Below are 21,970 nucleotides of genomic sequence, written 5' to 3'. Positions count from 1 at the left end.
GGGCGCGGGGCCTACGGGAAGGTGAGCTTCCAGGAGTTGATGTATCCGGTGTCCTGGGCCGCGTTGTCCTGAACCCTCAACTGCCAGGTTCCGTTGGCGACTTCGGAGGAGGCGTTCACCGTGTACGTGGTGTTGAGGTTGTCCGCGCTGCCACCGGTGCCGTACGCCTTCAGTGTGTACGCCGTGCCGTCGGGGGCGATCAGCTGCACCCGGAGGTCACCGATGTAGGTGTGGACGATGTCGACCGCCACCGCGAGGTTCGACGGTGCGTTGCCCGTCCGCCCCGACACGGTGATCGCCGAGTTGACCGCCGCTCCGCTGTCCGGAATCGATACGTCGGTCGCATTCTCGAAGGAGGTGCCGCCACCGCCACCGCCGTCGGAGCGCGCACCGACCGCGACACCCGCCCAGGCGTCCTGCACGGCCTTGTACTCGGCGCTCGTCGTGCCGTACAGCTCGCCCGTCGCCGCGAGGGTGCCGGTGCGGGCCGCCGCGTAGTTGGTGGTCGAGGTGAACTTCGTGGTCAGCGCGCGGAACCAGATCTTCTCCGCCTTGTCCCGGCCGATGCCGGTGACCGCGAGGCCGTCCGCGGTGGGCGAGTTGTAGGTGACACCGTTGATGGTCTTGGTGCCGCTGCCCTCGCTCAGCAGGTAGAAGAAGTGGTTCGCGGGGCCCGAGGAGTAGTGCACGTCGATCGAGCCGATACCGGAGTACCAGCTGTCCTTGGACGAGCCGTCCTGGCTCGGCTTGTCCATGTAGCGCAGCGGCGTGCCGTCGCCGTTGATGTCGATCTCCTCGCCGATGAGGTAGTCACCGACGTCGGAGGAGTTGTTGGCGTAGAACTCGACGGTCGAGCCGAAGATGTCGGAGGTCGCCTCGTTCAGACCGCCGGACTCGCCGCTGTAGTTGAGTCCTGCCGTGTTGGAGGTGAGCCCGTGGGTCATCTCGTGCGCGGCCACGTCGATCGAGGTGAGCGGGTTGGTGTTGCCCGAGCCGTCGCCGTAGGTCATGCAGAAGCAGCTGTCGGACCAGAACGCGTTGACGTAGTTGTTGCCGTAGTGGACCCGGGAGTAGGCGCCGACGCCGTCCCCGCGGATGCCGCTCCGGCCGTGCACGTTCTTGTAGTAGTCCCAGGTCAGCGCGGCGCCGTAGTGCGCGTCGGCGGCGGCCGACTCCAGGTTCGACGGGCTGCCGTTGCCCCAGATGTCGTCGGGGCCGGAGAACAGCGTGCCGGTGCCGGAGGTGCCTCGGTTGAGGTTGTACGTCTTGTGGCCGCCGCGGGTGCCGTCCGTGAGGTTGAACGTCGACCCGGACTGCGTGGTGCCGAGGGTGACCGTGCCGCTGTACACCGTGTTGCCGGTGCCGGTCTCGATGGCCTCCCACTCGTACAGCTTCGCGCCGGTGGCCGCGTCGGTGACGACGTGCAGCTCCTGCGGGGTGCCGTCGTGCTGGAAACCGCCGACGACCGTCTCGTAGGCCAGGGTCGGCTTGCCGTCGGCCGCCCAGATCACCTTGCGCGGGGCGCGGTTGACGTCGGGGCTCTTGGCGTCCTCGGCCCTGGCGGCGGCGAGGGCCTGCGTCTCGGCCTTGGCCGCGGACAGCTTGGCCGTCGTGGTCGCCGGCTTGATCGCGGCGCGGGTGGCCTTGACGACCGCCTCGGTCGCGTCGGCCTTCGTGCTCTCCACGACCAGGTCGCCGCCCAGGACGGGCAGGCCGTCGTAGGTGCGCTCGTAGCGGGTGTGGACCGTGCCGTTGCCGTCCTTGAGGACGTCCCGGACGACCAGCTTCTCCTTCGCGCCCAGGCCCAGTTCCTCGGCGGTCTTCGCCTTGGAGGCCTCGGCCGAACGGAGCAGCGCGGCGCGCTGGGCGGGGGTCAGCTTGACCGACTCCGCGCCCGGTATGACCTTGCCCGCGGCCGACGGTGCCTTCTCCGGGGCTGCGGTGGCGGCGCCCGACTGGACGGCCGCGGCGATCAGGGCGGACACGCCGACGAGGGCCACTGCGGCGGCCCTGCGACGGGGAGTGGTGCGCGTGACGGAGGTGCTGGCGTGGGAGGTGCGTCTGTGGGAGGAACTGCTTCTCAACACTGACTCCTTCTGCGTGGCCGCGGATCGCACGGCCAGGGGAGACCGGTCGGCGGGTGGGCCGGCCGGGCAGAACAGGGCGGTGCGCAGAACCACGTACGGCCGCGGCACACGTTCGTGCTGTGGGGTTGCTGTGAAGCGGCCGTGGGAAGAGTCGCAGGAGATGGCGGTTTCTGTCAGGAGCGCGTCAGAAAGTTGGCCAGAAATCGTCCGTTGCCCGGAAATTCATGTTCGGTATGCGGACTAGACGGCTCGGAACGAGGGCTTGGGGGAGGCCGGCCGGTCCCCGTGCCACGACCCCCACAGCGCCGCGTACGCCCCGTCCGCCGCTACCAGCTCGTCGTGCGTGCCCAGTTCGGTCAGCAGACCGTCCTCCATGACCGCCACGCGATCCGCGTCGTGGGCGGTGTGCAGGCGGTGGGCGATGGCGATGACCGTGCGGCCTTCGAGTACGGCGGCCAGGGCACGCTCGGTGTGGCGCGCGGTGGTCGGGTCGAGCAGGGCCGTGGCCTCGTCGAGGATCAGCGTGTGCGGGTCGGCCAGCACCACCCGGGCGAGGGCGAGTTGCTGGGCCTGGGAGCCGTCCGTACGGCAACCTCCCTCGCCCAGCGTGGCGTCGAGACCGTCGGGCAGCTCCCGCGCCCACGTGTCCGCGCCGACCGCCGCCAGCGCGGCCCACAGGTCGTCGTCCGTCGCGGCCGGTTCGGCGATCAGGAGGTTGTCACGGACCGTCCCGAGGAAGACGTGGTGCTCCTGGGTGACCAGGACGACCTGGCGGCGCAGCTGTTCGGGGCCGAGGCCGACGACGGGCACCCCGCCGACCGTCACCGTGCCGGTGCTGGGCGCGTCCACACCCGCCAGCAGCCGGCTCAGGGTGGTCTTGCCGGCGCCGGAGGGCCCGACGACCGCGAGCCGCTCCCCGGGGCGCACCGTCAGGTCCACGCCCCGCAGCACCTCGCCGCCCCGGTCGTAGGCGTAGCGCACGCCGGTCACCTCGATCAGGTCGTCCGCCGGGACGGGGGCGTCGGCCGTGTCGGCGCGCGGGGCCCGGGCCAGCCCCTCCACGCGGGCGAACGAGGCGCCGCTGCTCTGCAGTTGCTCCACCCGGACCAGGATCTGGTCGAGGGGATCGCTCATCTGCCGCAGATACAGCGCCGCCGCCACCACCGCGCCCAGGCTCATCACGCCGTCCGCGTGCAGCATCCCGCCGATCACCAGCACCCCGGCCACCGGGATCAGGTACGACACCTCCACCGCCGGGAAGAACACGGTGCGCAGGTGGAGCGTGTGCAGGCGGGTGCGGCGGGACGTTTCGAGGGCGTCCCGGCTCGCCCTGATCCGCCGCTCCTCCAGGCGAAGCGCCTCGACGGTGCGCGCCCCCGACGCGGTCGCCGCGACGACCTCGGCGACCTCCGAGTTGGCCGCCCCCTCCGCCAGATAGCCGTCCCGCGCCCGGCGCAGATACCAGCGCAGGGCGAACCAGATCGGCGTCAGGCCCAGCACACCGACCGCGCCGAGCAGCGGGTCGATCACGAACACCGCGACCAGCGCGAACAGGAACTGCACGCCGTTGATGAGCAGTTCGGGGCCGGCGTCGCGCAGCGTGGTGCCGACGGTGGCCACGTCGGCCGTGCCGCGCGCGGTCAGATCGCCGGTGCCGGCCCGCTCCACCACCGACGCGGGCAGCGCCAGCGTCCGGTCCACGAACTCCTCGCGCACCCGCGCCAGCGTCCGCTCACCGAACCGGTGCCCCACGTACCGCGCCCACCGGGCCAGCAGCAACTCCGCCACCGCGCACACCAGCAGGACCAGTGCCAGCCGGTCCACGGCCGACACTCCGCCCCCGCCTCGCACGTCGTCGATGATCCGCCCCAGCAGCCACGGCCCGGCGAGCCCGGCGACGGCCGCCAGCGCGTTCAGCGCGAGCGCGGCCGTGAAGGCCCGCCGGTCGGCCTTCACCAGCCGTACGGCGGCCCGCCGCACGTCGACGGGCTCGGCCACGGGCAGCTGTCCGGAAGAGGTCGTCGAGCCGGTCACCGTACGGCCTCCTCGGTGTCTGTGACGTTCGCGGTGTCGGTGAGGCCGGGGGTGTCGGCGTCCGTCTCGCTGAGGTCGGCGTCCCGCGCCACCAGCGCCCGGTACCCCGGCTCCCGGTCCAGCAGCTCGCGGTGGCTGCCGGTGGCCGAAACCTTGCCGTCGACCAGGTGGAGCACGACGTCCGCGTGGTCCAGCACGAGCGGGGAGGTGGTGGTGACCACCGTCGTACGGCCCTCGCGCGCGGCCCCCAGCCGCTCGGCCACCCGCGCCTCGGTGTGGGCGTCCAGCGCCGAGGTGGGCTCCACGGCCAGCAGCACCTCGGGGTCGGCGAGCAGCGCCCGCACCAGCCGTACGCGCTGGCGCTGGCCGCCGGAGAGGTTGCGGCCCTGCGCGTCGATCACCGAGTCGAGCCCGTCCGGCAGGCCCTGCACGATGTCGTCGGCGACGGCCGTGTGCACGGCCAGCCCGATGCGCTCCTCGTCGCCGTCGTCCCCGCCGCCGACCAGCTCGCGCAGAGTGCCCGCGAACAAGTCGGCCTCGTGGTCGGCGACCAGGATCCGCTGTCTGACCTGCGCCAGCGCGATCTCGTCGAGCGGCACCCCGCCCCAGGTCGCCGCCGACGGGACGTACCGGCCGAGGCGGTCGAGCACGGCCGCGGTGTCGGCGGGGCGGGCGCCGGCCAGCGCGGTCAGCCGCCCCGGCAGCACCCGCACGCCCGATGCGGGGTCGTGCAGCACCGACGGCTCGGCGGGCGCGTCCCGGGTGCCGGTGTCCGCCATCGGCTCCAGGCGCAGGAACCGTACGACCCGCCGGGCCGCCACCAGACCCCGGCTGATCTGGTAGCCGCAGTCCACCCAGAACGCCACCGGCCCCACCAGGACCGCCACATAGCCGTACACCGACACCAACTCGCCGACGGTGATGGCCCCTTGGGCGGCGAGCCGGGCCGCCAGCCAGGTCACCACGGCCATGAACAGCGTCGGCAGCCCCACCCCGAGCGCCTGCACCCAGCTGGTCACCGCCCCGACCCGGTAGCCCTGGGACCGCAGCCGCTGCGAGTCGCGGTGGAAGGCGTCGGCGAACAGCCCCTTACCGCCGAGGCCGTTGAGGACCCGCAGCCCGCCCGCCAGGTCGGCGATCCGGGCGGTGAGCACGCCCTGCCGCTCGCGGTACTCCGTCTCGGTGCCCTGGAGGCGGGTGAGCAGCGGCCCGACGAGGAGGACGATCACCGGGATCCCGAGCAGCACCACCACGGCGATGAGCGTCGACACCGACAGCAGCAGCCCTGCGACCACCAGATAGGCGACGACCGCGCCGACCCCGGGCCCGACGACGGTCAGCGACTGGCTGATCGTCTGCACGTCGCCGACCCCGATCGTGACGACCTCCCCGGCACCCGCCCGCCGGGACAGCGCGGCGCCCAGCCGGACCGCCTGCCCGACGACGACCTTGACCGTGCGGAAGTTGGCGTCCATCCGCACCCGGGTCATCGTGCGGTGCCGCATGATGCTCAGCCAGGCGTTGAACGCCCCTACCGCGAACAGCGCGACGCTCCAGCCGGCCAGCGCACCCATGCGTCCCGGTTCCAGACCGTCGTCGATGGCCCGGGCCATCAGATACGGCGTCGCCGCCAGCAGCACCATCCAGGTGCTGCCCAGCAGCGCACCGGCGGCGGCCCGGCCCGGCTGGCACCTCACCAGCCACCACAGATACCGGCCGCCGCCACGGCGGTCGGGCGTGCCGGGATCCTCGTACGCGTCGATCATCTCTCTCCGCTTCTCGCGCCGGACCGTCCCGCCTCACGTCGGACTGCCCCGCTCACGCCAGGCTGTCCCGCCACGCCCTGTGCAGATCCGCGAACCGGCCCGTGTCCGCGACGAGTTGGTCCGGGCTGCCGTCCTCGACGATCCGCCCGTGCTCCATGACCAGTACCCGGTCCGCGATCTCCACGGTCGACAGCCGGTGCGCGATGACCACGGCCGTACGCCCCTTCAGCACCGTCGCCATCGCGCGCTGCACCGCCCGCTCGCCCGGGATGTCGAGCGAGCTGGTCGCCTCGTCGAGGATCAGCACGGCCGGGTCGGCGAGCAACGCCCGTGCGAAGGCGACGAGTTGGCGCTGGCCGGCGGAGATGCGGCCGCCCCGCTTGCGGACGTCCGTGTCGTAGCCGTCGGGCAGTTGCTGGATGAAGTCGTGCGCGCCGATGGCCTTCGCGGCCTGCTCGATGTCCTCGCGGGTGGCGTCCGGGCGGCCGATCGCGATGTTTTCGGCGACCGTGCCGGAGAACAGGAACGCCTCCTGCGTCACCATGACCACCCCGCGCCGCAGCTCGGGCCCGGCCAGGTCGCGCAGGTCGACGCCGTCCAGCAGGACCCGGCCGTCGGAGGGGTCGTAGAACCGGGCGAGCAGCTTGGCCAGGGTCGACTTGCCCGCGCCGGTCGAGCCGACGACCGCGACCGTCTGTCCGGCGGGCAGCGTCAGGTCGAAGCGGGGCAGCACCTCGCCGCCGGTGCGGTAGGCGAAGCGGACCTTGTCGAAGACGACCTGGCGGCCGGGGTGTTCGGACTCGAGGGGCGGCAGCTCCCGGGGAGCCGTCGGCTCCGGGACGGACGGCGTCTGGGCGAGCAGTCCGGCGATCTTCTCCAGGGAGGCCGCCGCGGACTGGTAGGAGTTCAGGAACATGCCGAGCCGGTCGATGGGGTCGTACAGCCGCCGCAGATACAGCACCGCGGCCGCCAGCACGCCCAGCTCCAGCGAGCCGTCGGCCACCCGGTGCGCGCCCCACAGCACGATCGCCGCGACCGCCGTGTTGGCGACCAGCCGGGAGCCGACCACGTAGCGGGCCATCTCCAGGAGCGCGTCGCCGTTGGTCCGCTCGTGCCGGGTGTTCAGCACATGGAAGTCGGCGTCGTTGACCGCCTCGCGGCGGAACGCCCGCACCGGCCGGATGCCGTTCATCGTCTCGACGAACTTCACGATCACGGCCGCGATGGCCGTCGACCGCGCCCGGTACACCCGCCCGGCGCGCCGCTGGTAGAGCCGGATGAGCAGGTACAGCGGCACGAAGGACGCCACCGCCACCGCGCCGAGCCCCAGGTCGAGCCAGAGCAGCAGCGCCGAGATGTAGGCGAAGGACAGGATGACCCCGACCAGCTCCTGCAGGCCCTCGTTCAGCAGCTCGCGCAGGGACTCCACGTCCGTGGTGGAGCGGGAGATGAGCCGGCCCGAGGTGTAGCGCTCGTGGAAGTCGACGCTCAGCGCCTGCGCGTGGAGGAAGATGCGGCCGCGCAGGTCCAGCAGCACGTCCTGGTTCACGCGGGCCGCGGCGATCACGAACGTGGACTGCAGGGCGCCGGAGGCGAGCGCGCACAGCAGATAGCCGACGCCCACCGCGACGAGGGGGCCGTTGTCGTGGTCGCGGAACGCGGGCACGGCGCTGTCGATGGCGTACGCCACCAGCAGCGGGCCGGCCTGCGTGGCCGCCTGCTGGAGCAGCAGCAGGAGCGTGGTGACCGCGACGCGGGCCTTCATCGGGGCGAGCAGGGAACGCAGCAGGGCGGCGGTCGCGCCCGGGGGAGTGGGCAGGACGTCCCGGTCGAAGTCGTCGTCCTGCCGGGCGGGTTCCCCGGCCGGCCGCTCCTTGCCCGGTGTGGTGGTCGTGGGCGCCGTCGCCGTCATCGGTCTGCCTCCTCGGTCCCGGCCATCAGATGGACGTACTCGGCGTTCGTGCGCAGCAGTTCCTGGTGGGTGCCGACAGCGACGATCCGGCCGCCGGAGAGCAGGGCGACGCGGTCGGCGAGCAGGACGGTCGACGGGCGGTGCGCCACGATCAGGCCCGTGGTCTCGGCGAGGACGTCCCGCAGCGCGGCCTCGACCGCGGCCTCGGTGTGCACGTCCAGGGCGGACAGCGGGTCGTCGAGCACGAGGAACCGGGGCCGGCCGACCACGGCTCTGGCCAGCGCGAGCCGCTGCCGCTGCCCACCCGAGAGACTGAGCCCCTGCTCGCCGACCTGCGTGTCCGTGCCCTGCGGCAACCCGTACACGAAGTCGGCCTGCGCGACGGCCAGCGCCCGCTCCAGCTCGGCCTGTCCCGCGGTGCCGTGCGCCCCCATGAGTACGTTGTCACCGACCCCGGCGGAGAAGAGCGTCGGCTCCTCGAAGGCGACCGCCACCTTCGAGCGCAGCTCCTCACGGGACATCGCCGTGATGTCCTCACCGTCCAGCGTGATCCGCCCGGAGGTCACCTCGTGCAGGCGGGGCACGAGCGCGGTCAGCGTGGTCTTGCCGCTGCCGGTGGCTCCGACGAGGGCCATGGACTCGCCGGGGCGGATGTGGAGGTCGATGCGGTCGAGGACGGGCGGGGAGTCGGCGGGGGCGTCGGGATAGCGGAACGACACGTCGTGGAACCGGAGCCCGCTGTCCTCGGACCGCGGCGCGGCGCCCGTCGCCTGCGACTCCGGCTCCGCGTCCATCACCTCGAAGTACCGCTCCGTCGCCGTCGCCGCCTCCTGGCTCATCGCCAGCAGGAAGCCGATGGAGTCCACCGGCCAGCGCAGCGCGAGGGCCGTGGACAGGAAGGCGACCAGGGTCCCGGCGGAGAGGGAACCGTCGGCCACCTGGACGGCCCCCAGCACCAGCGCCACCCCGATCGCGACCTCGGGCAGCGTCACGATGACGCCCCAGATCGTCGCCAGCAGCCCCGCCTTGCGCAGTTCCGTCCCGCGCAGCGTCCGCGACAGCTCCCGGAACGCCCGTGCCTGGCTCCGGTGCCGGCCGAAGCCCTTGATGATCCGGATGCCGAGCACGCTCTCCTCGACGACCGTCGTCAGATCGCCCACCTGGTCCTGAGCCCGCCGGGCCACCTCGGTGTACCGCGTCTCGAAGACCACGCACGTCACGATCACCGGGATCGCCGGACCGAGGATCACCAGCCCGAGCGACCAGTCCTGGATCAGCATGATCACCACGCCGATGACGATCGTCACCCCGTTGACCAGCAGGAACGTCAGGGGAAACGCGAGGAACATCCGCACCAGCATCAGGTCGGTGGTCCCCCGGGACAGCAGCTGTCCGGACGCCCACCGGTCGTGGAAGGCCACCGGCAGCCGCTGGAGATGCCGGTACAGATCGGCCCGCATCCCCGCCTCGACCCCCGCGAGCGGCCGTGCCACCAGCCACCGCCGCAGCCCGAACAGCAACGCCTCCGTGAGCCCGAGCAGCAGCAGGAACAGCGCGCCGAGCCACACCCCCGCGGAGTCCTGGTCGGCGACCGGCCCGTCCACCATCCACTTCAGCACGAGCGGGATCACCAGCCCCGCGCACGACGCGAGCACCGCCACGAACGCGGCCGTGAACAGCCGCACGCGCACGGGCCGGACGTACGGCCACAGCCGCAGCAGCGTGCGAACGGCCGACCGGTCGCCGCGTTTGTCAGGGTCCTTGGTGGTTACAGGTGTCGTGGCCATCAGCAGCGAGCCTACGGATCGGCACTGACAACGCCCACCGAGTTTTGGCCGGACCCGGATCGGCCGCTGGTCCTACGACCTGCGTGTTCGAGGAGTCGTACGACGCCGGCCACCGATCGGCCGATGCGGTTCGAACACCTGGTCCAGCCCGCTCTCAGTGCACCTTCAGCAACAGCACGGCCCGTGCCGGCACCGTGATCGCCGCCCCCGCCCGGTGTACGACCCCGGGTGCCTCCCCCTGCTCCTCCCGTGCGGTGTCGACGAGCACCTCGTACTGTTCCGCCCACGGCGGCCCCGGCAGCACGAAGCTCGCGGGCCGGTCCCCGGCGTGCAGGACGGCGAGGAAGCTGTCGTCGAGGATCGGGTCGCCGCGCTCGTCGCGGCCGGGGATGTCCCGGCCGGAGAGGTACATGCCGAGGGTGCCGGCCGGGGCGTACCAGTCCCGTTCCGTCATCTCGGTGCCGCGGGCGGTGAACCAGGCCAGGTCCCGCAGGCCGTCCGCGGAGTGCGCCCGACCGGAGAAGAAGGCGCGGCGGCGGAGGACGGGATGGCGGTGGCGCAGGTCGATCAGGCGGGCGGTCAGGTCGAACAGGGGCTTCCAGTCCGGGTCCTCCAGCAGGCTCCAGTCGACCCAGCTGATCTCGTTGTCCTGGCAGTACGCGTTGTTGTTGCCGCGCTGGGTGCGGCCCAGCTCGTCCCCCGCCACCAGCATCGGTACGCCCGTCGACAGCAGCAGGGTGGTCAGGAGGTTGCGCAACTGGCGTCGGCGCAGGGCCCGTACGCGCTCGTCGTCCGTCTCGCCCTCCGCCCCGCAGTTCCACGACCGGTTGTCGTCCGTGCCGTCCCGGTTGCCCTCGCCGTTCGCCTCGTTGTGCTTGCGTTCGTAGGAGACGAGGTCGCGTAGGGTGAAACCGTCGTGCGCGGTGATGAAGTTGACCGAGGCGTAGGGCCGGCGGCCGCCCCAGGCGTACAGGTCGCTCGACCCCGACAGGCGGTAGCCCAGGTCGCGCACGTCCGGCAGGGCGCCCCGCCAGAAGTCCCGTACGGCGTTGCGGTAGCGGTCGTTCCACTCCGTCCACAGCGGCGGGAAGGCCCCGACCTGGTAGCCCCCGGACCCCACGTCCCACGGTTCGGCGATCAGCTTCACCCGCCGCAGCACCGGGTCCTGCGCGATCACGGCCAGGAACGGCGACAGCATGTCGACGTCGTGCATCGAGCGGGCCAGCGCGGCGGCCAGGTCGAAGCGGAAGCCGTCCACGCCCATCTCGGTCACCCAGTAGCGCAGCGAGTCGGTGATGAGCCTGAGGACGTGCGGCTGGACCACGTGCAGCGTGTTGCCGCAGCCCGTGTAGTCGGCGTAGCGCCGGGCGTCCGACTGCAACCGGTAGTACCCCCGGTTGTCGATGCCCTTCAGGGACAGCGTCGGGCCCAGCTCACCCGCCTCCGCCGTGTGGTTGTAGACCACGTCGAGGATGACCTCGATGCCGGCCTCGTGCAGTGCGTGGACCATGCGCTTGAACTCGCCGACCTGCTGACCCGTCGTACCGGAGGCGGCGTAGGAGGCGTGCGGCGCGAAGTAGCCGATCGAGTTGTAGCCCCAGTAGTTCTTGAGGCCCTTGCGCAGCAGGTGGTCCTCGTGGGCGAACTGGTGGACGGGGAGCAGCTCGACGGCCGTCACGCCCAGCCTGACCAGGTGCTCGACGGCCGCCGGATGGGCCAGTCCGGCGTAGGTGCCCCGCAGCTCCTGCGGGATGCCCGGGTGCAGCTGGGTGAAGCCCCGAACGTGCACCTCGTAGATCACCGAGTCGGCCCACGGCGTCTTAGGGCGGTGGTCGTCCGCCCAGTCGTCGTCATCGTGGACGACGACCCCCTTCGGGACGAAGGGCGCCGAGTCCCGGTCGTCGCGCACGGTGTCCGCGACATGCTGCTGGGGCCAGTCGCGGACATGCCCGTACACCTCCGGGGGGAGGCTGAAGTCGCCGTCCACCGCGCGGGCGTACGGGTCCAGGAGCAGCTTCGCCGGGTTCCAGCGGCCGCCGGTCCACGGGTCCCAGCGGCCCTGCACCCGGTAGCCGTAGCGCTGGCCGGGCATCACGCCGGGCACGAAGCCGTGCCAGATCTCGTGGGTCAGCTCGGTCAGCCGGGCCCTGGTCTCCTTGCCGGCCTCGTCGAACAGGCAGAGCTCGACCGCCTCGGCCCCGCCCGCCCACAGGGCGAAGTTGGTTCCCGCCACGCCGTCCGGACCGACCCGGAAGCGGGCGCCCAACGGCGTCGGCGCCCCGGGCCGTACGGGCACGGCCGGCGGTGGCGCGGTGCGGCGCGCGCCGTTGACGACGGCGGCGGTGCGCCCGTCCTCGGCCACCGCCTCCTGCTCGGCTGCGCTGGACACCTGTCAGCCTCCCACGGCTCGTGGAACGACCTGGGAAGGGTGTGCGGCATCCCGGCCGCCACACCCCCTCGCGTCGTTCTCCCCACTGTTCTGCCCAGAGCTTGGGTCGCACTCACGTTTCCCCGAAGCAGGCCCGGTCGTTGGGTACCGCGTGAGGCACGTAACTGGGCGCGCACGGCGCGCGGGGGTCGCATCGGCCGCCGTACTGACATGGGCAGGACTGCTGGCCGGGGCCACCGGCTGTACCACCGACGGCAAGGGCGGCATCGACATCAGGGGGTTCGGCGCACCCCCGGCACCCGAGGACGTCATCCGGATCTCGCCGGACGACGGCACCAGGGGGGTGCGGGCCGAGGAGAAACTCCGGGTCCGGGTGCCCAACGGGCGCCTGGAGTCGGTCAAGGTCGTCAGATCGCAGGACGCGCAGGAGTCCCCGGTACCGGGGCACCTCTCCGACCACGGTCTGACCTGGGAACCCGATGAGCACAAGCTCGCCCTGGCCGCCAAGTACACGATCGACGTGGTGGCCCTGGACTCCCACGGCCGCCGGTCGGCCCGGCACACCACGTTCACGACGCACGTCCCCGATGAGCGCTTCATCGGATACGTCACACCGGAGAACCGCTCCACCGTCGGCACCGGAATGATCGTCTCCCTGGAGTTCAACCGGGAGATCAAGCGCCGCGCGGCCGTCGAGCGGGCCATCCACGTCACCGCACAGCCGCCCGTCGAGATCCGTCCGCACTGGTTCGGCGACGGCCGACTGGACTTCCGCCCCGAGCGGTACTGGAAGCCCGGCACCCAGGTCACGGTCGCCCTGCGGCTGAGGGACGTCGAAGGAGCCCCCGGTGTCTACGGCCTGCAGTACAAGACGTTCTCCTTCACCATCGGCCGCAGCCAGGTCTCCCTGGTCGACGCGGCCAGGCACACCATGGAGGTCCGGCGCGACGGCGACCTGCTCGCCACCGTGCCGATCACGGCCGGCGCCCCGAAGACGACGACGTACAACGGCCGGATGGTCGTCACCGAGATGTTCGAGGTGACCCGGATGAACGGCGCCACGGTCGGCTTCAAGAAGGAGAACGGCAAGGGCGAGTACGACATCCCGGACGTCCCGCACGCCATGCGCCTGACGGACTCCGGCACCTTCCTGCACGGCAACTACTGGGCGCCGGACGCCCCCGGGCAGGTCAATGTCAGCCACGGCTGCGTGGGACTGAGGGACGTGAAGGGCGGCGGCTCGGACACGCCCGCGGGCTGGTTCTTCGACCGCAGCCTCGTCGGGGACGTCGTCGAGGTCGTCCACAGCAATGACAAGAAGGTCGCTCCCGACAACGGGCTCGGAGGGTGGAACATGGGCTGGAAGGAGTGGAAGGCGGGCAGCGCGCTGAAGTAGCCCGGCAGGGGGCCGGGTTACTCCGACAGGCCTTGAACTTTCCGTTGAAGTCGGTACGGAACAGTGACAATCATGAGGCGCCGATGCCCCTGACCTTGTGGTTACGATGCGCCGGTGCGCGCGGTGGGACGTGCAGGGGCGGGGGCCCGACCAGGCCCCGCGAGGGGAGAAGACTTGAACGTGCGACCGATATCGGGGGCGTCGGTTGAGGCGCGGGGGCGGAGCCGTAGGGGGCTGCCGGCGCTGATACTCGGCGGCCTGCTGCTGGCCGTCACCGCGTGCGGCGGGGGCGGCGGCTCCGGCGCCGGGGAGGGGAAGGGCGGGGGCGAGGACTCCACCCGGGCGGAGACCGAACAGTCGCAGGCCGTGGTCTCCATAGCCCCCAAGGACGGCGCCAAGTCCGTCGACACCAGCGGCGCCGTCAAGGTCAGCGCCGCCAAGGGCGAGTTGACCCAGGTCGAGGTCAAGGACGCCAAGGGCGGCAGGATAGCCGGGAAGATCACCGGCAACGGCAGCACCTGGACACCGTCCACGCACCTGGCCGCCGCCACCAAGTACACCGTGCACGCGGTCGCGAAGGACTCCGAGGGCCGCGAGGCCGCCGAGGACTCCAGCTTCACCACCCTGACGCCCGAGAACACGTTCAGCGGCAGCTTCACCCCCGAGGACGGTTCGAAGGTCGGCGTCGGAATGCCGTTCTCCGTCCGCTTCACCCGGGGCATCACCAACCCGGCGGACGTCGAGAAGGCCATCAGCATCAAGACCGAGCCGGCCGTCGACGTCCAGGGCCACTGGTTCGGCAACGACCGCCTGGACTTCCGTCCCGAGGAGTACTGGAAGGAAGGCACCAAGGTCACCGTCGACCTCGACCTCGACGGCGTCGAGGGGCGCGACGGCGTCTACGGCAAGCAGGACAAGAGGATCTCCTTCACCATCGGCCGCAACCAGGTCTCCGTGGTCGACGTCAAGAAGCTCACGATGAAGGTCATGCAGGACGGCAAGGTCGTCAAGACCATCCCCGTGACCACCGGCAAGCCCGGCATGGAGACCTGGAACGGCCAGATGGTCATCAGCGAGCGCCTCACGGTGACCCGGATGAACGGCGCGACGGTCGGCTACACCGACGCCGACGGCAAGGGCGAGTACGACATCAAGGACGTCCCCCACGCCATGCGCCTGACCACCTCCGGCACCTTCATCCACGGCAACTACTGGGGCGGCGGCGCCTTCGGCAACTACAACGCCAGCCACGGCTGCATCGGCCTGCGCGACGTGCGCGGCGGCTACGACAGCGGTGTGCCGGCCGCGTGGTTCTTCAACCACTCGATGATCGGTGACGTGGTGGTCGTGAAGAACTCCAACGACGAGACGGTGGCGCCGGACAACGGGTTCAACGGCTGGAACATGTCGTGGGAGAAGTGGAAGGCGTAGGACGGCCCTTCCGCGGAGGTACGGCTCCGGTGTGAGGTAGGCCCGCTGTGAGGTACGGCCCCGGTGTGAGGTATCGCACCGGGGCCGTTGCCGTTAGTCGCCGTTAACCTGACCCGCATGACCGTGAATCTCGAAGTCGCCGAGGGCGTGGGCACGATCCGCCTCGACCGCCCGCCCATGAACGCGCTGGACATCGCCACGCAGGACCGGCTCAAGGAGCTCGCCGAGGAGGCGGCCCGCCGGGACGACGTACGGGCCGTGGTGATCTATGGCGGGGAGAAGGTGTTCGCGGCCGGCGCGGACATCAAGGAGATGCAGGCCATGGACTACCCGGCGATGGTTCTGCGCGCCCGGGACCTGCAGGACTCGTTCACGGCGGTGGCCCGCATCCCGAAGCCGGTGGTCGCGGCTGTCACGGGTTACGCCCTGGGAGGTGGCTGCGAGCTGGCGCTCTGCGCGGACTTCCGGATCGCCGCGGACAACGCCAAGCTGGGCCAGCCGGAGATCCTGCTGGGCCTGATCCCGGGCGCGGGCGGCACCCAGCGCCTGTCCCGGCTGATCGGCCCCTCCAAGGCCAAGGACCTGATCTTCACGGGCCGCATGGTGAAGGCCGACGAGGCGCTGGGTCTGGGCCTGGTGGACCGGGTGGTGCCCGCCGACGAGGTGTACACGCAGGCCCACGCGTGGGCGGCGAAGCTGGCGCAGGGACCGGCGATCGCTCTGCGTGCCGCCAAGGAGTCGATCGACGCGGGGCTGGAGACGGACATCGAGACCGGCCTGGCCGTCGAACGCAACTGGTTCGCGGGCCTGTTCGCCACCGAGGACCGTGAGCGCGGAATGAAGAGTTTCGTGGAAGAAGGCCCCGGCAAGGCGAAGTTCCTCTGAATCGCTTGCAATTGACGCGGTGTCTGATCCGAGGTCGTCCCTCGATGGGGCGGTTTATGGGAGCCTTAAGGCAACCTTAAGCCTGCCTTGTCGAGGGAGTCTGTCGATTGCCGCCCACGGACCCCTCGTCGCAGGTCGGACGGGCTGTTCAAGCTTCTGAAGTGCCGCCGGCATATGCCGGACGACCTGTTCGGAATGACCGATTCCGGGGGGCGTATTCGCCGGGAACGGCCCCGGAGGGCGGTCTGGGCGGCCATGATGGGGGCATGGCGGGGCTGGAGGGTATCGAACAGCCGCGGGGAGAGAGCCGTGCGACCGCGGCGCGCTGGTCTCCGACGGTCGAGGACGAACACGCACTCAAGGCACTCGAACTGTTCGGCAACCCCACGGAGGCGGAGGTTCCGCTGCCGTCCCGCCCCGAGTCCGCGGCCACGGCCCGCCGACTGGCCCAGGTCGTCGTCCTCCGCCAGTGGGGACTCACCCCCAAGATGACGGAAGACGCGGTCTTACTCGTCTCAGAACTCGTCGGCAACGCCGTACGCCACACCGGCGCCCGCGTCTTCGGCCTCCGGATGCGCCGCCGCCGCGGCTGGATCCGCATCGAGGTCCGCGACCCCTCCCGAGGCCTGCCCTGTCTGATGCCGGTCCAGGAGATGGACATCAGCGGCCGGGGCCTGTTCCTGGTGGACAAGCTCTCCGACCGCTGGGGCGTCGACCTGCTGCCCAGGGGCAAGACGACATGGTTCGAGATGAGAGTGGCGGACCGCTGAGGGGCGAGGCCCACTTTTCGACCCACCGAGTCGGGTGGTGGGTGGGCGAAGGCCGGGGTCCAGGGGGCGGAGCCCCCTGGCGGGGTCGAAGGGGCGGAGCCCCTGGGGACGGGACGGGTAGGGGCGGCGGGGGCGAAAGAAGCCCGCCGCACGCGACCCGCACCGGCCGCCGTTCGGGCGAATCGCCCGCTTTCCACCGTAACCGGCCTTAAATGGTGCAGGTGACCACCAACGACCGCCGTACGGCGCTCCGCGCAGGCGCCGCCCTCGTCACCGCGAGCACCCTCGCCGCCGGCTGCGCGACCCACGGCGCCGTCGCCCACCCGCACCCCGCCACCAAGCGCTCCTCCGCCACCACGGCCCCCGCACCCCGCCACCACCCCGCACACCCCGCCCAGCTCACCCACGGCCCCCGCACCCACCCCCGCGTCGCCCTCACCTTCCACGGCGGCGGCGACCCCGCCACCGCCCGGGCCCTCCTCGCCGAAGCCGAAAGGCACGACGCCCGGGTCACCGTCCTCGCCGTCGGCACCTGGCTCGACGAGCACCCCGACCTCGCCCGCCGCATCCTCGGCGGCGGCCACGACCTCGGCAACCACACCCTCCACCACCTCGACATCAACGCGATGTCCGAGGCCGGGGCCCGTGCGGAGATCACCGGCTGCGCGCAGCGCCTGAAACGCCTCACCGGCTCCATCGGCACCTGGTTCCGCCCCTCCCGCGCCGCCCTCGCCTCCCCCCTCGTCGAGCGCCTGGCGCACGACGCGGGCTACCCGCACGTCCTGTCCTACGACGTCGACTCCCTCGACTCCACCTCGCCCGGCGCCGAAGCCGTCACCCGCAAGGTCCTCGGCGAGATCCGCAACGGATCCGTGGTGAGCCTGCACTTCGGGTACGCGGACACGATCGCCGCGCTCCCCGCCGTACTGGAAGAACTCGGCCGCCGCCAACTGCGCGCGGTCACCACCACGGAGCTGCTGAGCTGATGCACCGCAACCTCACGAAGCGCACCCTCGTCGCCGGCGTCGCCCTCGCCGCGCTGGCCGCCTGCGGCACCGGCACCGAGCACCGCACCGAGCACCGCGCCGACGAAGCCCGGGTCACCAAGGCCGCCGTACCGGCCCCGCCGAAGAAGGAGCAGGTGCGGGGACTGCCCGGTATGCCGCCCGTCCTCGACCCGCGGGACGTCTACGCCGCCGACCGGCCGGGCAAGCTGTCCCCGGTGGTCAAGGACTTCCCGTCCCGGGTGTACGTGCCCAACACCGAGTCCGACACCGTCTCGGTGATCGACCCGAAGACGTACGAGATCATCGAGACGATCCACGTCGGACGGCAACCCCAGCACGTGGTGCCGTCCTGGGACCTGAAGACCCTCTGGGTCAACAACAACCGCGGCCACACCCTCACCCCGATCGACCCGAAGACAGGGAAGGCGGGCAAACCGGTCGAGGTCCACGACCCCTACAACCTCTACTTCACGCCCAACGGCAGGTACGCCGTCGTCATGGCCTCCCTCGACCGCGAACTCGTCTTCCGCGACCCGCACACCATGAAGCGGATCAAGACCGAGCCGGTCACCTGCTACGGCGTCAACCACGCCGACTTCTCCCTCGACGGCAGGTACTTCATCGTCTCCTGCGAGTTCAGCGGCGAACTGCTCAAGGTCGACACGGAGAAGATGAAGGTCGTCGGACAGCAGAAACTGCCCTTCGAGGGGGCGATGCCGCAGGACGTGAAGGTCTCCCCGGACGGCAAGCGGTTCTACGTCGCCGACATGATGGCCGACGGCGTGTGGGTCCTGGACGGCGACACGTTCGGCAAGCCGGAGCTCCTGCCCACCGGCAAGGGCACCCACGGCCTCTACGTCAGCCGCGACTCCCGCGAGATGTACATCTCCAACCGCGGCGAGGGCACCGTCTCCGTCTTCGACTTCACGCGGAACAAGCTCACCAAGAAGTGGCGCCTGCCCGATGGCGGCAGCCCCGACATGGGCGGCGTCTCCGCCGACGGCAAGGTCCTGTGGCTGTCGGGGCGTTACGACGCCGAGGTGTACGCCATCGACACCCGCACCGGCGCCCAGCTCGCCCGCATCCCCGTCGGCAGCGGACCGCACGGCCTCGCGGTCTACCCGCAGCCGGGCCGCTACTCGCTGGGCCACACGGGCATCTTCCGCTGAGGGACGGCACGGCGGACACGCCGCCGATCGAGTGATGATCCCCAACGTGCCGTCGCGGAACCGGAATTGTGCTCCCCATGATCACAACTCGTCCGCGGCGGCGGGCCGCTGCCGCCGCCCTGTCCCTCACCGCGGTCCTCGCGACGACGGCAGCCACCGCTCCCTCCACGACCGCCCCCGCGAAGGCCGCCGCCGCGCCCGCCTGTCCCCAGTTCGACGACCCGGTCAAGGCCGCCGTCGACCACCGCGTGCACGTCGGCCGGATCACCCCCGACCCGGTCTGGCGCAAGACCTGCGGCACGCTCTACCGCAGCGACGGCCGCGGCCCGGACGTCGTCTTCGAGCAGGGCTTCCACCCGAAGGACGTCATCGACGGCCAGTACGACATCGAGAAGTACGTCCTGGTCAACCAGCCTTCCCCGTACGTGTCCACGTCGTACGACCACGACCTGTACAAGACCTGGTGGAAGGCCGGCTACAACTACTACATCGACGCCCCCGGCGGCGTGGACGTCAACAAGACCATCGGCGACACCCACAAGTGGGCCGACCAGGTCGAGGTGGCCTTCCCCGGCGGCATCGCGCGGGAGTACGTCATCGGGGTCTGCCCGGTCGACAAGAAGACCAAGGTCGAGATCATGAGCGAGTGCGAGAGCAACCCGCACTACGAGCCGTGGCACTGAGCAGCAGCGCCTCCGCGCCCACCGGCCGGTAACCCGCCGCCTGGAACGCCCGCGTGCTGCGGGCGTTCCCCGGCGCGACCTGGGCCCACAGCGGCTCCGTGACGAGATGCCGGGCCGCGGTCACCAGGGCCCGGCCCAGCCCCCGGTGCCGTACCCCTTCCTCCACCTCGACGGAGACCTCCGCCCGCCCGGCGATCCCCCGCCCGATCACCACCACACCGCCGTCCGCCGTCCACGCGCGCACGTCGTCGCGCCGCCCGCGGGCGTACGCGATCCGCGGATGGCCGGCGTCCGCGATCTCCCGCAGCGCGAGCGGCGGCTCACCCGGAAGGGGTGAGCCGACCAGCATCGCGTCGATCGTCTCGGTCGTCCGCCCCGTCCACTCCATGAAGGCCGCCAGGAACCGCGCGTTCATTGTCGCCGCGAGGGCGTCGCACGGCACGGCGTCCAGCGTGTCGTACACCCACCGCGGATCCTCGTCCGTGAAGACGACGGAGTGCGCGGTGAAGGAGAGGACGCCCGCGTCCCGGTCGGACGCCTGTGCCACGACCGTGGTACGGCCGTCCGCCGGCGGGAAGACGCCCCGCGCCGCCGCGTCGAGAATGTCCCGCAAGGTCTCCGCCACGACCGCCCCCACCGCGCCCTTGAGTCTCCACCCACTGGAAGGCCCAGACTCGCAGACATGATCGACGACGGCACCGGACTTCTCACCATCGGCGAGCTGGCCCGCGCGACCGGGCTGACCGTGCGCACCATCCGTTACTGGTCCGACGAGGGCGCCCTGCCCCCGGTGGCCAGGTCGACGGGCGGTTACCGGCTGTACGACGCTGCGTCCGTGGCCCGCCTGGAGCTGATCCGCACCCTGCGCGAACTGGGCCTCGGCCTGGAGGACGTACGCAAGGTGCTGGCGGGCGAGGCCACGGTCGCGCGGGTCGCCGCCGCGCACGTGGCGGCGCTGGACGCGCAGATCCGCTCACTGAGGGTGACCCGTGCGGTGCTGTCGACCGTGGCGCGACGCGGTTCGACCGCAGAGGAGATGACGTTGATGAACAAGCTGGCACGGCTGTCGGCGGCCGAGCGGAGCCGGATCCTGGAGCAGTTCGTGGAGGAGACGTTCCGCGGGCTCGACACCGCGGACCCGGTGATCCGGGAGCGGATGCGCGCCATGACCGCGGACCTCCCGGACGAGCCGACGCCCGAGCAGGTGGACGCGTGGGTGGAGCTGGCCGAGCTGCTGGAGGACCCGGAGTTCCGGGCGCAGATGCGGAAGGCGGCGGAGTTCAACGCGGCCGACCGCGGGCACGACAGCCCCGCCGGGGCGTCCCTGTGGTTCGCCCGGCGACTGGTGCAGCTGGGGGCCGAGGCGCGGGAGCGGGGCGTCGCGCCCGAGTCCCCGGAGGCCGAGCGGGTCCTGTGGGACCTGCTCGGGAACTCCGACCCGGCGGACGTACTGGAACGACTGAAGTCCACGACGAACGACAAGGTCGCCCGCTACCGGGAGTTGCTGGGGATCGTGAACGGCCACGGGGCGGTGGCGGCGCACCGCGAGGAGTTCGCGTGGGTGGTCGCTGCATTGGCGGCGCGGGCGGCCGGTTAATCTGACCTTCGTCAACGGGACAGCAAGGTACGAGAAAAAGGGGCGAATCGGTGGCGGACATCGAAGAGGCACGCAAGCATTTCCAGCGGATCGACACTGACGGTGACGGCTTCATCACCGCCGCCGAGTTCAAGACCGCCCTGGCCCAGCAGGGCGACTGGAACGTCACCGAGTCGGTCGCCGAGGCCATCATCAAGTCCCGCGACCTCAACGGGGACAAGCTGCTGTCGTTCGACGAGTTCTGGGCCCACCTGGACAAGTGACGCGAGTGGCAGGGGGGCGCCCGTGGGGTGCCCCCCTTACTCATGCCCTTCCCCTCCCCGTCCGAGGTCACCCGTTCGGCGGAGGAGCCGAAAGAGGAAGGTGCGGGCCCTCATCGACGAGCTCGGCTTCGACACGGTTGACGCGGGCGCTTCGCCGCCTGGTCGTCGCCCGCGACCGGAAGTGCCAGGCGGTCGGGGGCGCCGGCCGGGCGCGGGCGGCCCAGGAGCCTCCTGGGCGTAGGTGCCGTTGAAGGCCTTGATCACGGGATGGCCGAGTCGCCGCTGCGTCCACCGGCTCTCCGTGAGCCCCTCGTCGTCGATCTCCACGATCTTGCCGTCGCGCTGCCGGGCCGCGGGAGTTGGCCACGGCGACGTCATGGCCGAGGGCGGTGAGCCGCCGGGTGAGGTTGCCGCCGATGTTGCCCGCACCGATGATGCCGATCTTCATGACAAGCCTTTCCCTGGTCGATGCAGCTGCCTGCGTTGTGCGCATCAACCCGGGATGACCATGAGCTGTGCCGATCACGGCGACACCCTCCGCCGCCTCGTCGAGCAGGCCGGAGGGCAGGTCCGGTACCGCCTTCATGGGGATGGCGACGACGACGATCTCCGCCCCACGGGCCGCCTCCTCGACCGGTACCGGGGTGGCGCCGTCTCCTCGGCCAGTGCGGTGAGCGTCTGCGGTCTCGACGACTCCTGGCGGCAGCAGCCCGACAGCCCGGTGTACGGGCTGCGGGCTGCTGCCGACGGGGTCACCAGGGCCCTGGCGGAGGCGAGCCCGGAGCGCGGGCCGG

At 71.4% G+C, this 21,970-nt stretch carries 16 protein-coding genes and 2 pseudogenes; 9 read left to right on the top strand and 9 right to left on the bottom strand.

The features are described 5' to 3' along the window. Window positions 1–11: 11 nt before the first annotated feature. From ACWBNA_RS31125 to glgX, 6 genes are all read right to left on the bottom strand, one after another. The gene (locus ACWBNA_RS31125; RefSeq protein WP_482707842.1) at window positions 12–2,084 is read right to left on the bottom strand and encodes a M4 family metallopeptidase; all 2,073 of its coding nucleotides are present in this window, start codon (window positions 2,082–2,084) and stop codon (window positions 12–14) included. 243 nt (window positions 2,085–2,327) lie between these two features. Then, window positions 2,328–4,121, bottom strand: coding sequence for an ABC transporter ATP-binding protein (locus ACWBNA_RS31120; protein WP_482707841.1), 1,794 nt, complete (start codon window positions 4,119–4,121; stop codon window positions 2,328–2,330). Continuing rightward, window positions 4,118–5,887: an ABC transporter ATP-binding protein gene (locus tag ACWBNA_RS31115; protein WP_482707840.1), complete on the bottom strand. Its 1,770-nt coding sequence runs from the start codon at window positions 5,885–5,887 to the stop codon at window positions 4,118–4,120. Before ACWBNA_RS31115 ends, ACWBNA_RS31120 begins: the two co-directional genes overlap by 4 nt. Before the next feature lie 52 nt (window positions 5,888–5,939). Further along, window positions 5,940–7,799: an ABC transporter ATP-binding protein gene (locus ACWBNA_RS31110; protein ID WP_482707839.1), complete on the bottom strand. Its 1,860-nt coding sequence runs from the start codon at window positions 7,797–7,799 to the stop codon at window positions 5,940–5,942. After that, the gene (locus ACWBNA_RS31105) at window positions 7,796–9,586 is read right to left on the bottom strand and encodes an ABC transporter ATP-binding protein (protein ID WP_482707838.1); all 1,791 of its coding nucleotides are present in this window, start codon (window positions 9,584–9,586) and stop codon (window positions 7,796–7,798) included. The genes ACWBNA_RS31110 and ACWBNA_RS31105 overlap by 4 nt, the downstream gene beginning before the upstream one ends. A 154-nt stretch (window positions 9,587–9,740) precedes the next feature. Continuing rightward, the gene (gene glgX / locus ACWBNA_RS31100; protein ID WP_482707837.1) at window positions 9,741–11,975 is read right to left on the bottom strand and encodes a glycogen debranching protein GlgX; all 2,235 of its coding nucleotides are present in this window, start codon (window positions 11,973–11,975) and stop codon (window positions 9,741–9,743) included. Window positions 11,976–12,126: 151 nt separating this feature from the next. Here glgX and ACWBNA_RS31095 point away from each other — a divergent pair, with 151 nt between their 5' ends. The 7 genes from ACWBNA_RS31095 to ACWBNA_RS31065 all read left to right on the top strand — a co-directional run bounded on the left by ACWBNA_RS31095 (window position 12,127) and on the right by ACWBNA_RS31065 (window position 19,316). Further along, window positions 12,127–13,371 carry a L,D-transpeptidase gene (locus ACWBNA_RS31095; protein WP_482707836.1) on the top strand — a complete coding sequence of 415 codons (1,245 nt, stop codon included), beginning with the start codon at window positions 12,127–12,129 and terminating at the stop codon, window positions 13,369–13,371. Window positions 13,372–13,545: 174 nt separating this feature from the next. Further along, window positions 13,546–14,802, top strand: coding sequence for a L,D-transpeptidase (locus tag ACWBNA_RS31090; RefSeq protein WP_482707835.1), 1,257 nt, complete (start codon window positions 13,546–13,548; stop codon window positions 14,800–14,802). A gap of 117 nt (window positions 14,803–14,919) precedes the next feature. Further along, window positions 14,920–15,687 (top strand): enoyl-CoA hydratase/isomerase family protein, encoded by a 768-nt coding sequence (locus ACWBNA_RS31085; protein ID WP_482707834.1) that lies wholly within the window; start codon window positions 14,920–14,922, stop codon window positions 15,685–15,687. 266 nt (window positions 15,688–15,953) lie between these two features. Then, window positions 15,954–16,457, top strand: coding sequence for an ATP-binding protein (locus ACWBNA_RS31080; RefSeq protein ID WP_383876691.1), 504 nt, complete (start codon window positions 15,954–15,956; stop codon window positions 16,455–16,457). 212 nt (window positions 16,458–16,669) lie between these two features. Then, window positions 16,670–17,443, top strand: a complete 774-nt coding sequence (locus ACWBNA_RS31075; RefSeq protein ID WP_482707833.1) for a polysaccharide deacetylase family protein — start codon at window positions 16,670–16,672, stop codon at window positions 17,441–17,443. Beyond that, the gene (locus ACWBNA_RS31070; protein WP_482707832.1) at window positions 17,443–18,633 is read left to right on the top strand and encodes a YVTN family beta-propeller repeat protein; all 1,191 of its coding nucleotides are present in this window, start codon (window positions 17,443–17,445) and stop codon (window positions 18,631–18,633) included. Before ACWBNA_RS31075 ends, ACWBNA_RS31070 begins: the two co-directional genes overlap by 1 nt. Before the next feature lie 77 nt (window positions 18,634–18,710). Further along, on the top strand, window positions 18,711–19,316 hold the full coding sequence (locus tag ACWBNA_RS31065; protein WP_482707831.1) for an ADP-ribosyltransferase: 606 nt from the start codon (window positions 18,711–18,713) through the stop codon (window positions 19,314–19,316). Here ACWBNA_RS31065 and ACWBNA_RS31060 read toward each other — a convergent pair. Then, the gene (locus tag ACWBNA_RS31060; RefSeq protein WP_482707830.1) at window positions 19,270–19,941 is read right to left on the bottom strand and encodes a GNAT family N-acetyltransferase; all 672 of its coding nucleotides are present in this window, start codon (window positions 19,939–19,941) and stop codon (window positions 19,270–19,272) included. The two genes, ACWBNA_RS31065 and ACWBNA_RS31060, sit on opposite strands and share 47 nt — an antisense overlap. Window positions 19,942–19,998: 57 nt before the next feature. Between ACWBNA_RS31060 and ACWBNA_RS31055 the strand changes: the two genes are divergently transcribed. Then, window positions 19,999–20,913, top strand: a complete 915-nt coding sequence (locus ACWBNA_RS31055; RefSeq protein ID WP_482707829.1) for a MerR family transcriptional regulator — start codon at window positions 19,999–20,001, stop codon at window positions 20,911–20,913. A gap of 50 nt (window positions 20,914–20,963) precedes the next feature. Then, window positions 20,964–21,176, top strand: coding sequence for an EF-hand domain-containing protein (locus ACWBNA_RS31050; protein WP_482707828.1), 213 nt, complete (start codon window positions 20,964–20,966; stop codon window positions 21,174–21,176). A 146-nt stretch (window positions 21,177–21,322) separates the two neighbouring features. Here the strand turns inward: ACWBNA_RS31050 and ACWBNA_RS31045 are convergent. Both ACWBNA_RS31045 and ACWBNA_RS31040 read right to left on the bottom strand, forming a co-directional pair. After that, a pseudogene (locus ACWBNA_RS31045) lies at window positions 21,323–21,624 on the bottom strand (NAD(P)-binding domain-containing protein); the annotation flags it as partial. Window positions 21,625–21,675: 51 nt separating this feature from the next. Next, a pseudogene (locus tag ACWBNA_RS31040) lies at window positions 21,676–21,869 on the bottom strand (NAD(P)-binding domain-containing protein); the annotation flags it as partial. Between the last annotated feature and the right edge of the window lie 101 nt (window positions 21,870–21,970).

The sequence above is a fragment of the Streptomyces sp. Q2 genome (assembly GCF_056820935.1).
This window is presented reverse-complemented; position numbering and strand designations above follow the sequence as displayed.